The sequence below is a fragment of the uncultured Corynebacterium sp. genome, assembly GCF_902489365.1.
Lineage (GTDB): Bacteria > Actinomycetota > Actinomycetes > Mycobacteriales > Mycobacteriaceae > Corynebacterium.
Genome location: NZ_CABTZR010000024.1, coordinates 20,135 through 32,286, shown reverse-complemented (window position 1 = coordinate 32,286; position 12,152 = coordinate 20,135). Strand labels below are relative to the sequence as shown.

13 protein-coding genes are annotated in these 12,152 nt (G+C 61.6%); 4 read left to right on the top strand and 9 right to left on the bottom strand.

The annotated features are described in order from the left end of the window. From RDN59_RS05490 to mshD, 4 genes are all read right to left on the bottom strand, one after another. On the bottom strand, positions 1-557 hold a 557-nt coding region (locus RDN59_RS05490; protein ID WP_308606965.1), incomplete at its 3' end, for an ABC transporter permease subunit. A 13-nt stretch (positions 558-570) separates the two neighbouring features. Further along, a complete protein-coding gene (pstC, locus tag RDN59_RS05485; RefSeq protein ID WP_308606964.1) occupies positions 571-1,620 on the bottom strand; it encodes a phosphate ABC transporter permease subunit PstC in 1,050 nt (349 codons plus the stop codon). Between the two features lie 142 nt (positions 1,621-1,762). After that, positions 1,763-2,872, bottom strand: coding sequence for a phosphate ABC transporter substrate-binding protein PstS (gene pstS / locus RDN59_RS05480; protein ID WP_308606963.1), 1,110 nt, complete (start codon positions 2,870-2,872; stop codon positions 1,763-1,765). A gap of 173 nt (positions 2,873-3,045) precedes the next feature. Continuing rightward, positions 3,046-3,960 (bottom strand): mycothiol synthase, encoded by a 915-nt coding sequence (gene mshD, locus RDN59_RS05475; protein ID WP_308606962.1) that lies wholly within the window; start codon positions 3,958-3,960, stop codon positions 3,046-3,048. A 33-nt stretch (positions 3,961-3,993) separates the two neighbouring features. On the opposite strand from mshD, the gene RDN59_RS05470 reads away from it, so the two are divergent. Next, positions 3,994-4,830 carry a DUF2993 domain-containing protein gene (locus RDN59_RS05470; protein ID WP_308606961.1) on the top strand — a complete coding sequence of 279 codons (837 nt, stop codon included), beginning with the start codon at positions 3,994-3,996 and terminating at the stop codon, positions 4,828-4,830. Here the strand turns inward: RDN59_RS05470 and RDN59_RS05465 are convergent. Next, positions 4,827-5,867 carry a diacylglycerol kinase family protein gene (locus RDN59_RS05465; RefSeq protein ID WP_308606960.1) on the bottom strand — a complete coding sequence of 347 codons (1,041 nt, stop codon included), beginning with the start codon at positions 5,865-5,867 and terminating at the stop codon, positions 4,827-4,829. The two genes, RDN59_RS05470 and RDN59_RS05465, sit on opposite strands and share 4 nt — an antisense overlap. A gap of 63 nt (positions 5,868-5,930) precedes the next feature. On the opposite strand from RDN59_RS05465, the gene RDN59_RS05460 reads away from it, so the two are divergent. After that, positions 5,931-6,590, top strand: a complete 660-nt coding sequence (locus RDN59_RS05460; RefSeq protein ID WP_308606959.1) for an FABP family protein — start codon at positions 5,931-5,933, stop codon at positions 6,588-6,590. A 52-nt stretch (positions 6,591-6,642) separates the two neighbouring features. Here RDN59_RS05460 and RDN59_RS05455 read toward each other — a convergent pair whose 3' ends face one another. Beyond that, positions 6,643-7,530, bottom strand: coding sequence for an aminodeoxychorismate lyase (locus RDN59_RS05455; RefSeq protein ID WP_308606958.1), 888 nt, complete (start codon positions 7,528-7,530; stop codon positions 6,643-6,645). A 30-nt stretch (positions 7,531-7,560) separates the two neighbouring features. Between RDN59_RS05455 and RDN59_RS05450 the strand changes: the two genes are divergently transcribed. Both RDN59_RS05450 and RDN59_RS05445 read left to right on the top strand, forming a co-directional pair. Continuing rightward, positions 7,561-8,622 (top strand): folate-binding protein, encoded by a 1,062-nt coding sequence (locus RDN59_RS05450; RefSeq protein WP_308606957.1) that lies wholly within the window; start codon positions 7,561-7,563, stop codon positions 8,620-8,622. A 188-nt stretch (positions 8,623-8,810) separates the two neighbouring features. Then, the gene (locus tag RDN59_RS05445; protein WP_070511197.1) at positions 8,811-9,038 is read left to right on the top strand and encodes a DUF3073 domain-containing protein; all 228 of its coding nucleotides are present in this window, start codon (positions 8,811-8,813) and stop codon (positions 9,036-9,038) included. 111 nt (positions 9,039-9,149) lie between these two features. Here the strand turns inward: RDN59_RS05445 and purM are convergent, their stop codons facing one another. The 3 genes from purM to RDN59_RS05430 are packed head-to-tail and all read right to left on the bottom strand — an operon-like array spanning position 9,150 to position 12,149. Further along, positions 9,150-10,202 (bottom strand): phosphoribosylformylglycinamidine cyclo-ligase, encoded by a 1,053-nt coding sequence (gene purM, locus RDN59_RS05440; protein WP_102233565.1) that lies wholly within the window; start codon positions 10,200-10,202, stop codon positions 9,150-9,152. Between the two features lie 14 nt (positions 10,203-10,216). Beyond that, positions 10,217-11,710 carry an amidophosphoribosyltransferase gene (purF, locus tag RDN59_RS05435; RefSeq protein WP_308606956.1) on the bottom strand — a complete coding sequence of 498 codons (1,494 nt, stop codon included), beginning with the start codon at positions 11,708-11,710 and terminating at the stop codon, positions 10,217-10,219. A gap of 34 nt (positions 11,711-11,744) precedes the next feature. Further along, positions 11,745-12,149, bottom strand: coding sequence for a sterol carrier family protein (locus tag RDN59_RS05430; RefSeq protein WP_308606955.1), 405 nt, complete (start codon positions 12,147-12,149; stop codon positions 11,745-11,747). Positions 12,150-12,152: the final 3 nt, after the last annotated feature.

Below are 12,152 nucleotides of genomic sequence, written 5' to 3'. Positions count from 1 at the left end.
GGGACCACACGGAGCATCTCCTCCGTATTACGGACCACAATCGGAATCATCAGGAGTACCAAGGACAGTGCCACGGCCATACCGGAGCGCTTGAAGCCGAACAGCGTAATCCACATGGCGAAGATGAACAGTGCGGCCACGATGGAGGGCACACCGGACAGAATGTCCACCATGAAGGTGGTGAGGCGGCTCAGGGGGCCACCGCGGGAGTACTCCACCAGGTAAATCGCGGTAAAGATACCAATCGGAACCGAAATGACGGTCGCGATGATGGTCTGAACGAACGTACCGATGATGGCGTGCAGTGCACCACCGCCGGCTTCAGTATCCAGGATGCCGCGCTGGGATTCGGTCCACCACTCGGGGCTCAGGACAGCACCGGAACCGCGAACGATGAGCTCGAAGAGGACCCACAGCAGCGGAATCATGGCGATGATCATCGTCGCCCACACGAGAACGGTGGCGATGTTGTTGGTGGTCTTGCGGCTCGAGGAAATATCCAGGAAGGTCGGGCCGGAAGAAGCCGGGACAGAGTTAGAGGTTGTAGTCGTAGTCATCTCTGTTCCCTCCTTACTTGCTCTTCACGATGGAACGGGCAATTGCGTTGACCACGAAGGTCAGAAGGAACAGCATGAGGCCTGCAGCGATGTAGGCGCCGGCACGCATCTCATTACCGAACTCTGCGGCCGCCAAGGCGATGGCGGTTGCGAAGGTGGTACCGCCGTCGAACAGCGAGAAGCGGAAGTCGACCAACGGGGAGACAACCATGTACAGCGCCATGGTCTCACCCAGCGCGCGGCCCAGGCCCAGCATCGAGCCGGCGATGTAGCCGGACATACCGAAGGGAAGGACCGTCATACGAATAACTTCCCAGCGGGTGGCGCCGAGTGCCAAGGCAGACTCGACCTGGCCCGGAGGGGTCTGCACGAAGACCTCGCGGGCCGTGGCGGCGATGATCGGCAGGATCATCACTGCCAGAACGATGCCACCGGTGAGGACGTTGCGGCCCGTCGCAAAGTGCGGGGAGTTGTCGTAGACCTTGAACAGGAAGAAGCCACCTGCCCAGGAGTGCAGCCACGTGTAGAAGCCGGACAATGCGGGGCCGAGAACCTGCCAGCCCCACAGGCCGTACACGATGGACGGCACGGCAGCAAGCATGTCAACGAGGAAGGCCAGCGGCTTCACTAGCTTGGCCGGTGCGTAGTTGGACAAAAAGATAGCAATTCCGAGTGCCACCGGCATCGCAATGATGAGTGCCACGATGGAAATCAGCACGGTATGACCGAACATGGTCGGAATACCGAATTTCATTGCGTCGGTATCGGTGGTTTCCCAACGCTCACCGTAGGTGAAGAAACCTACGATGCCACCCTCGTTGACGGCAAGGGAAGGAACCGCTTGCCACACAAGGAAGACTGCGATGGCAGCGATCATCACCGTGATTAGCGTGGCGGACGCAGTGGACAGGAATTCAAAGACACGATCGCCCGGGCGCTTGACGCCCGTTTTAACGGCCTGAGTAGGGGCAGCATCAGCGGTGGATGCATGCGCGCTAGGACGAATCGCCGAAACGGCATCCTCCTTCGCGGATGGCGCTGTGGTGAGATTATTGTCTGCCATGAGACTAGGGAATCCTTTTCAACGGGATCAATGAAAAATGCGGGACACGCTACCGCCCCCAAAGCGCTCGTTAACGGCGGATTGGGGGCGGAAGTGTGTATTTAAACGGCAACTACGGCACTAAGGCCCGCAGTCAACGCACTTACTGGATAGCCTCAACAGCTGCCTTCAGGCGCTCGAGGTGGTCACCAGCAACCGGAATGAAGCCTGCGTTCTCCAGCTCGTCGTTCTGGTTGTCCAGCACGGTGTTGAAGAATGCCTTCACCAGAGCGGAGGTTTCCTCATCGTAGCCAGCAGAGCAGACGATGTTGTAGGTGGTCAGGATGAGCGGGTATGCGCCCTCGTCGTTGGAAGCGAAGAGCTTGTCGGAGTCAACAACCATGTTGTGCTCGGAGTCGGTGTCCTTGAAAGCAAGGTGGTCCAGAGCAACACCGACGGACTCAGCGTTGAGCTCAACCGGGCCGTTGCCGAAGTCAATCTTGGCAATCTTGACGCCATCGGCTTCCTTCTGGTGAGCGTAGCCAGCCTCAACGTAGGTGATAGCACCCTCGATGGAAGCGACCTGGTCAGCCACACCGGAGGAACCGTTAGCGCCCTCACCAACAGCATCCGGGAACTGCTTGCCCTCGCTGTCCCAGTTGCCGGTAGCGGCGGTCAGGAACTTCTGGAAGTTGTCGGAGGTACCGGACTCATCAGAGCGGAAGATAACGGTGATGTTCTTGTCCGGCAGGTCGGTGCCTTCGTTCTCAGCCTTGATGGCGTCATCATTCCACTTGGTGATCTCGCCCTTGAAGATCTTGGCCAGAGTGTCGGTAGAGAGGTTGACCTCGGTGTCACCCAGGTTGTAGGCGATAGCAACCGGGCCGATGGTGGTCGGCAGGTGCCATGCATCGTTGCCATCGCAACGCTCCTTAGCAGCCTCAACCTCACCCTTGTCCTCCTTCAGGGCGGAGTCGGAACCAGCGAAGTCAACGGTGCCACCGTTGAAAGCCTTCACACCAGCGCCGGAACCGGAGGAGGTGTAGGAGAAGTTAGCATCCGGGTGCTCGTTCAGGAAGGCCTTCTCGAAGACAGACATTGCGGACTTCTGGGAGGAAGCGCCCTCACCAGAGAGGTCACCGGAGACCTCTACGGAGTCGGAGCCGCCATCGGCGGAATCAGACTCGTTGGACTCGGAGCAGGCGACGAGAGCGGTGGAGGTGGCGGCGACGATGCCGAAGATAGCGGCAGTGCGCTTGAAGTTGCGAATCACGGGGAACCTTTCCGGTACGGATACAAGAGAATGATTTTTCGAGGAAATCGCCCCCTACCCTCTCCAAAGGCAAGCGCGATTAACTCACGGGAAGTAAAGCTATATGCGGAGGGTTAACCCCACAGGGATCAAGAGGTGAACAATCGGTTAACTTGTACCAAAAAGAGGTGAGACTAGTCACTTTCCGCCCAGACGCAGTGCTCCTCCGCAGTACCAAAGCCGAGCTTCTCATAGGCCTTTACTGCCGGCTCATTGTCCGCCTCGACGTACAAGATGACCTTGTCCGCACCTTTAACCACCATGCGCTGCAAGCCAGCGGTGAGCAACGGCCCACCCAGCCCGCGCCCGCGATAGTCCTCGCTCAGCCCCACAACATAGACCTCACCGAAGGCTGGTATGTCCTCCTCATGCCATTTCAGCCAGTGAAAGCCGGCCATTGTTGGGGCACTGTGTGCACCACCATGCGAATCCCACAGGAAGAGCACGTCGGCCGGGTCGAACCATTCGGCTTCCATCCCACGGTGTAGGCGCTCTAGGTCCCACCCACCTTGCTCTGGGTGCCAGGAAAAAGCCTCGTTGTTGGCTCGTAACCACTCCGCCTCGACGTGCTCGCGCCCGAAACGCTCGACCGACTCCGTGTACGTGCAGATCTCTAGGCCTTTAACCTTTGCGGACGCTTCCTCCGACGCGCGTAGGGCCCGGCCCTCAATAGCCATCACGAGCAAGCGCCTGACGATGTCCATCCCATTGCGCTTCGCCAACGCTTGCGCTGCTGGGAGGTTGCCGTGTGCCCAGATCTGGGGGGAGGTCGGGAGGGCGTCGACAAGCGCCTGCCCCACCCCGCGCCTGCGGTGTTCGACGTCGACGACAAGCTCTACCGTCTGCCCTTCGACGGCAGCCACGCCTGCTATCTCACCGTCTTCGATTGCAAGCAGGTGGCGGTGCCCAAGGCGACCATCTCGCAGGCCGACCACAAACTGCTCGGAGAACGGCGCATAACCATCGTGCGTTTCGGCGCGTGTAGCCAGCTCCTCCACGCGCTGTGCCAAATCCGGATTCTGCGGCAGGGCAAGGGTCTCAATATTCATGTTTCCCAGCTTACGTGCGGTAGTAATAGAAGGGTGACCGTCATCTATCTCAGCCGCCCCGTCGTCCGACTCGCCGCCGTCGCGGGAGTGGTCCTGACCGCATGGCTGGCGGATTCCGCGGTAGCGATGCATGCCGAGCACACCGTGGCACAGAAGGCGAAAGCCAGTTCCCAGTTGGAAAGCAGCCCCAATGTGTACATCGGCGGCGTTCCTTTTACCCTCGGCGCGCTGACCAAAGAGGTTCCTTACCTCGAGGTCAATTCCTCCGACGTGGAGGTGCCAAAGCTCGGGATGGTCAACGCTTCCACGACGCTGCGCGATATCACCATTCGCCCCGAACAACTCTTCAGCGGGGACCTGGAAGGTGCTCCGGTCTCCACCTACACGCGCAGCATTAGCATCGACGGAGTAGCCCTCGGACGCCTGCTGGGCATTACGGACCTATCCATCGCCAACCCAGATGACATGTCCCCCACTGGCGGCCCGTCTGCCGAAGCGGAGCTCACCGGCACGCTGCCGGGAGACACCACTAAGTCCACGGCGACGGTAACGCTGCGCCTCGTCGGTCCGGAGTTTCGCATGAGCGTCTACGGGACCGATGATGAACGCCTCAAAAAAGCGTTCGGGCTGGTCTTGGATACTCGTCAACTACCGTTGCCTGCCCAGGCCACCTCCGTGAAGCTGCACGGCGGTTCCATTACGTTCGAGGTGCAGCGCCGCAACATCACCTTGAAGACGGCGCAGCTCTCCCCTCTCGAAATCGATGGGTCGGAGGAAAAGGCCGTCGAGGATGCAGCGCAAAAGGCACAGGACACCGCCAACGAGGTAGGCAGCGCACCGACGACGCCGCCGAGTTGGCGCCAGAACTAATTGATTCGAACGAGGTCGCGCAAGATCCTGCGGACGTTGCGGTGTATGGGCGGGGCTGGATCGGTAGGAGCGAAGACTTCCAACGCATCTGCCTCCGATTCCAGGTGCACCTCCGTGAAGGTACCCTCCGATTCTCCGTCTGCCTGGAAACGGTGCGGCTTCGGGCACACCAAATCCACCTCGACGGCATCCTCAAAGTGCAGCGTTCGAGCATCCGTGACCTTATTCAGCCAGTGGCGGTGATCCACACCAAAGAGGTGGAGCACGCCAACAAGACCATCAATGCCACCGAGATCTGACACCCCGAAGAGGCCAAGGCCTTGGTCGAAAGAGTTGCGCGGATTCGTTACCACCGGCAGCGGCCCGAGAAAAGTCCACGGGTTGGTGTTCGAGGTGAACATGACGGGCACGTCATCAGCCGAGAAGGTGTCTCCCGAACTCGAGCGCGCACGCACGCTAATGCGCGGTGGACGAATGCGGGCGCGCTGATAGGCCTGAAAGGCCACTGCCAGATAGCGGAGTGGGGTAGCTGAAAAGCCCATTTCCCGAGCACGGTCCACGCGAGCGAGCACGTCGGCATCCAATCCGAAACCAGCGTTGACCGCGAACCATCTGCCATTCCACACTCCCAAGGACACAGTGCGGCGCGTATTGCGTTCCAGCATCCGAGCCAGCACGTGGGCTGCCTCAACGGGAGTATTGGGGAAGCCGAGGGCGCGGACGAAGACGTTGGCGGAGCCAGTGGGAATCACCGCGAGCGCCGGAATCTCCTCGGGGCTGGGACGTTCCGCGGAATCTGCGGGGCCTAACAGCCCGTTCACAATTTCGTTCACCGTGCCATCTCCCCCGAAGACCAAGATGACATCGAAGTCTTCCCTGGTCATTCCCCGCACTATATCCTCCGCGTGCCCCGGGTAATGCGTGAAGCGGGCCAGCAGCTGCAGCCCCTCCACATCCCGAATAACGGGTAGAACCTCGCGGAAAAGGGCCGAATTCTGGCTCGTGGAGTTCGGGTTTGAGATCAGCAAAACGCGCATAACTCCCAAGACTACTGGAGCCTAGTGGTTTCTGTGATGCCACCACGACTACGCTGGGGCAGCATGAGCGAACAGACGAATAATGAGAACCACCCGGAAAACACCAAGATTGATGGTAACGCAGCCGTCAACCAGGCCGCGGAAGCATGGAAGGATGCTGCCTCCCGCAACATTCCTACCGTTGATGTGGCTGATAACCCCTTGCCGGATGAGACGGCGAACCTACGCCAAGGCCCGTCACTGCACGATGGCCTCCTAGGGCTTCTCCCCCTCGTCGGTGTCTGGCAGGGCGAAGGCCAGGCTCACAGCGCCGACGGCGAACAGTACGCCTTTGGCCAGCAGCTCATCATCGCCCACGACGGTGAGAACTACCTAACCTACACATCCCGCACCTGGAAGATCGATTCCGAGGGCAACCCGGCGGGCCCGGACGTGCGCGAATCCGGATTCTGGCGCATCTCTCTCAAGGACGAGATTGAGATGACCTACACCTCCTCCAATGGAGTCAGCGAGATCTTCTACGGCTCCCTGTTCAACGAGCGCGCCTGGCAGCTGGAGTCCGCCTCCACCATGGTCACGGAGACAGGCCCCGCCAACCTCGGCCCCGGCAAGCGCATGTACGGCCTGATGCCGAACAACAACTTGGGCTGGGTCGATGAGCGGCTTGTCGACGGCGAGATGCGCCCCTTCATGTCCGCCGAGCTCACCCGCGTGGCAGGCTAATCAGCAGGCGAGCTAGCTGAGCTAGCTGACGCTAGCTCGCGATGCGGAGAGTCTAGCGGGCCAGGGCGGCGTCGATCAGCGCGCGTATTTCTTCTGCGTTCGCCGGCGCCTTGAGCTTCTTGTCATCGAGGCGCGTCACCCGCACCGCTGTGCGCACCGAGGAGACCAGCCACACCGAGTCAGCCTCCTCGAGGTAGCTCAGGTTGAGCTCCTTCGCCTTGCAGCGATATCCCTGTTCTGACGCGTATTCAAACAGCGCGGCCTGCGTGGTGCCGGGGAGGATTCCCTTGCCCGCGGGGGTGCGCAGCTTAGTTCCCTTAACCGCCACCACGGTTGAGGTAGCCCCCTCCAAGACCTGCCCCGTGTCGGGGTCGGTAAAGATCACATCATCAAACCCGCGCTCGCGGGCCAGCCGCAGCGTGGCCATGGTTGCTGCATAGTTCAACGTCTTGGCCGGCAGCTCCTCCGCCACCTGCCACAAACGCGGCGTACTCATGACCTTGACGCCCTTCGCGCGCTGCGCCACCACATCGTCCGGGATTACCTCAACCGCGACCCAGGCCGTGGGCACCCCGGTGGAGGCCCGACCGCGGGTATAGGTCCACGTGCACTTGGCTTCGAGCGGCGAGCCACCCGTGTCCTCCGCGCCGGCGGGGCCATAAAAGTCGGCGATAGCCAGCGCGGTGGCTTCCTCCCACTTGTGCATCGGCGGTTCCGGCAAATTCAGAGCCTGGGCGGAGTGCCGGAAGCGCTCCGCGTGGCGGGGAAGGTTCGCCGCCTTGCCGTCACGCACTAGAAGGGATTCAAAAATCCCGTCCCCGCGCGTGACCGCGGCATCATCCCAGTGGACCAACGGTAGGTTCGGCATGTGGCGCCGCACCGATCCCCCAAACGGCTCCACGACGTAGATGACCGGCTCTTTTCTGCGCTGAAGGCTCATAGCCCCGATTATGCCCTACCATCGAAGGGCGTGAGTTACTCTTCGCCACTTCTTTCCCGGCCCGGAGCCGCTGAGTTCCAGGGCACCACGCTCGTCGATGTCTCCGGGGTCCCCTGGCACTACGGCAACCCCCTCGTCGAACAGCGCGCGGTGGAAACAGGATCAGCCGTCATCGACCGCTCCCACCGCCGCGTCATCGCGGTTTCTGGGCCCGATGCCCGGGCCTTCCTGCATAACCTCCTGAGTCAAAAGCTCGATGACGTGGACACCGGCTTTTCCGCAGGCGCCCTTGACCTCAATATTCAGGGCCACGTCCTGCACCACATGGATCTATCCTTCGACGGGGAAACCTTCTACCTCGATGTGCCGGCGGCGCAGTTCGAGTCTTTGCGGGATTTCCTCACCGCCATGGTGTTCTGGTCCCAGGTCACCGTAGAGGAAGCAGACGTGGCGGTCATCAGCGTCCTCGGTCAAGCGCTGGACAAACCTTCCACGGCCCTGGTGGAAAGGCCCGTGCACTGGCCGGGCTGCCCTCGCCAGGACATCCTCGTGCCGCGGGACAAACTAGACGCAGCGGTGCAAGAGTTGGAGGCCCAAGGCGGAAGCTTAGCTGGGCTCATGACTTTTACCGCCGAGCGCGTGCGAGCACGCGAGCCCGAACTAGCCGCAGATCTCGACACAAAGACTATCGCCCACGAAGTCCCGCATTGGATCCGGCGCAGCGAGGAGCAGCCCGCGTTCGTTCACTTGGACAAGGGCTGCTACCGCGGGCAGGAGACCGTCGCGCGCGTAGAAAACCTTGGGCGCTCTCCCCGTTTACTGGTGCTACTCTACCTCGACGGCTCCGCCCCGGAGCAACCAGAAAGCGGAGCGGACATCACGTTGGGTGGGCGTCGCGTGGGCAGGCTTGGCACCGTGGTAGAGGACTGTGAGTATGGCCCCATCGCGCTTGGTCTAGTAAAGCGCAGCGCCCTCGACCATGGAGATCTGGCCATTGGTCCGGTAGCAGCATCGATCGAGCCGAATTCCATCCCCGTCGATGAGGGCCCGAAGGCCGGCCGTGCCGCCGTGGATCGCCTGCGCGGAAAGTAGTGGCATATTACACAATGGACTATTTGCCGCAGGGTGGGGCACTTTTGAGCACACCGCTAGGGGGTAGTTCGGAATTTTTTCGTCACACAGGCTATGGTGTCTTACAGGAACATACACATATCTGACTAAGACGATGGGGCGGCCAAGAATCCCTGGACCGCCCTACACACCTCAAGGGGGTCATGCACATGGGACGCGGACGCGCCAAGGCAAAGCAGACCAAAGTTGCACGCCAGCTGAAGTACAATTCGCCCGAGATGGATCTGGATTCGCTCCAGCGTGAACTCGCCTCACAGAACTCCAAGCGCTCCAGCGATGAGGACGAGGATCAATACTCGGAGTACGCGGATTACGAGGACTATGCGGATCGCTGGGACTCGGACGAATGGGATGAGGATGATTCCGAGGAGCGCTAAGCGCGTGAATCACTTCCCCATTCCGTACATGCACAGCACGTAAGCGAAGGGCCGGAGATGCCTCCCCTCTCAGTGAGGGGCGCCTCCGGCCCTGTTCCTTTTCTTCAGAACCTAGAACCCTGGGTGCTCGCCGGTCATGAGGACGCGCGGCTCGCCTTCTTCGGCGACGCGGACGGTGCCCAGCTCCCATGCCTCAACGTGGCGGGCGGTCATCATGGCCAACGCGCGCTCGCGGTCCTCCGGCGCAACGACGGCGATCATGCCAACGCCCATGTTGAAGGTCTTCTCCATTTCCTCGAGGGCAACCTTGCCCACGGAGGAGATGGTCTTGAAAATCTGGCCCGGAGTCCACGTCGAGCGGCTCACCTCAGCGGTCAGGCCCTCCGGGATGACGCGCTCGAGGTTGCCCGCGAGGCCACCGCCGGTGACGTGGCAGAAGGTCGACACCGCGCACTCAGATACCAGCGCCAGGCAGTCCTTGGCGTAGATGCGGGTAGGCTCCAAAAGCTCCTCACCGAGGGTGCGGCCTAGGTCTTCCATGTAGCCATCGAGCGGCAGGCCGGCCTGCTCCAGCAGCACGTAGCGCGCCAAGGAATAGCCATTGGAGTGCAATCCAGAGGATTTCATGGCGATGAGCACGTCACCATCGCGGACCTTGTCGGGGCCGAGCAACTCATCAGCCTCTACAACACCAACCGCAGTAGCGGAAACATCGTATTCATCCTTGCCCATGACGCCTGGGTGCTCAGCGGTCTCGCCGCCCAGTAGCGCTGCACCTGCCTGCACGCAGCCCTCGGCGATGCCCTTGACAATGTCCGCGACCTTTTCCGGAACAACCTCGCCCACGGCGATGTAGTCCTGGAGGAAGAGCGGCTCGGCGCCGCACACGACGAGGTCATCCACGCACATAGCAACCAGATCGATGCCGATGGTGTCGTGCTTATCCATGGCCTGAGCCACGGCCAGCTTGGTTCCCACACCGTCTGACCCGGCCGCGAGGACCGGCTCCTTGTACTCGCCCAACTTAAACAGGCCTGCGAAACCGCCGAGCCCGCCCATGACCTCTGGGCGGGAGGCACGCTTGGCATGCGGGGTGATTAGCTCAACTGCGCGGTCGCCTTCCTCAATGTTGACGCCGGCGGCAGCATACGTGTTCTCGCTCATGAGTGACTTAGTCCTTATTCGTTAGTTGTCGTCGAGCCCTGCAGGGTACGCACGGCCTCAGCATTGGGATTTCCGGCGGGTAGTCCAAGCGGGTACTCGCCGTCGAAGCAGGCGCAGCACAATTCGCTGCGGGGCTGCTCGGTGGCCGCCACCATCTCATCGGTGGAGACGAAGCCCAGCGAATCCGCACCGATCGCCGTGCAGATGGTCTGCGCCACCTCCTCCGGGTCATCGGAGGGGTTGGCATTAGCAATCAGTTCACCCGGGGAGGCGAAGTCGATGCCGTAGAAGCACGGCCACTTTACCGGCGGGGAGGCGATGCGCACGTGAACCTCGGCAGCGCCGGCTTCCCGCAGCATCCGGATAAGGGCGCGCTGCGTGTTGCCGCGAACGATCGAATCATCCACCACCACGATGGACTTGCCGTCAATGACCTCCCGCAACGGGTTGAGCTTGAGGCGAATGCCCATCTGGCGTTGGGACTGCGTGGGCTGGATAAAGGTGCGGCCCACGTAAGAATTCTTGACCAAGCCATGTGCAAAGGTCAGCCCGGATTCGCGGGCGTAGCCCACGGCGGCCGGGTTGCCGGACTCGGGAACGGGGATCACCATGTCCGCATCGGGTGCTGGGTACTGGCGTGCTAGGCGGCGCCCAATTTCCACACGCGTGGCATTGACGGAGCGGCCCTTGATGTTGGTATCCGGCCGCGCCAGGTAGACGTATTCGAAGACGCAGCCGTGGCGCTTGGTCTCTGCGAAGCGCTCGGAGCGAATACCGGTCTCATCAATAGCGACGAGCTCGCCGGGTTCAATCTCCCGGATGAACTGCGCGCCCACGATATCGAGGGCGCAGGTTTCGCTCGCCACCACCCAGCCGGTGGTGAGGCGGCCGAGGGCAAGCGGGCGCACGCCGTGCGGATCGCGAGCGGCATACAGCGTATGCCCGTCGGTAAAGGTCAGGCAGTATGCCCCCTTGACCCTAGGCAACAGCTGCAGTGCCGAGTCGAAGACTGAATTATCCTCGCTGACGCCATCCGCCAACAAGATGGACAGGCACATGGAGTCAGAGACGGATTCTTCGTGCGACTTGATGAGCCCGCGTTCCACGGCCTCGGCGCGCAGCTCCACGTAATTCACCAAGTTGCCATTGTGGCCGAGTGCAATGTCAACGCCGCTGGGCGACGTCCCAAACATCGGCTGCACATTCGACCATTCCTTGCCGCCCGCGGTGGAGTACCGCGTGTGGCCAACAGCCACGTTTCCGTGCAGAGAGGTCAGGATGGATTCATCAAAGACATTGGACACCAAGCCCATGTCTTTGAAGACCACGATGCGGTCATCATCCCCCACCGCGATGCCCGCGGCCTCCTGGCCGCGGTGTTGGAGGGCAAAGAGGCCGAAGTAGGTTAGCTTGGAAACCTCTTCGCCTGGTGCCCAAACACCGAAAACTCCGCATTCTTCGCGGGGCTCCGGATCCAGGCTGGGATCCGTCGACAGGGGCTTAGTCATGCTCTGGACGTGTTCAGCTACCACGGCGCTAATCCTAGCCGTTCCGGCCAGTGAAAACTAACGGAATCACGGGCAAACAGGCAGCAATCTCGGGGGCACGGGAGCCGGAGGCGTCCACGCGGCCGTCGCCAAGCGCCTGCTCCCACCCCACGACACCGGTAGCCAGCTGCAGCCACGTCAGGGGATCCACCTCCACCACGTTCGGAGGGGTGCCCCGGGTATGGCGAGGCCCGTCGATGCACTGCACTGCCACGAATGGGGGGACCCGCAGCTCCACGGAGTGCCCCGGCGCGTCCGCCTCCAGCAGGCGGGCGGTGGTGCGTGTAGCAGCCGCAAGCGCGGGGCGACCTGGTTTTTCCACGCCTTCAGGGTCACGGATCCACTCCGCCACTGCCTCAACGGCGGCGCGGGTCGTGGCGGCGTCAACGGCCTTCTTCATACG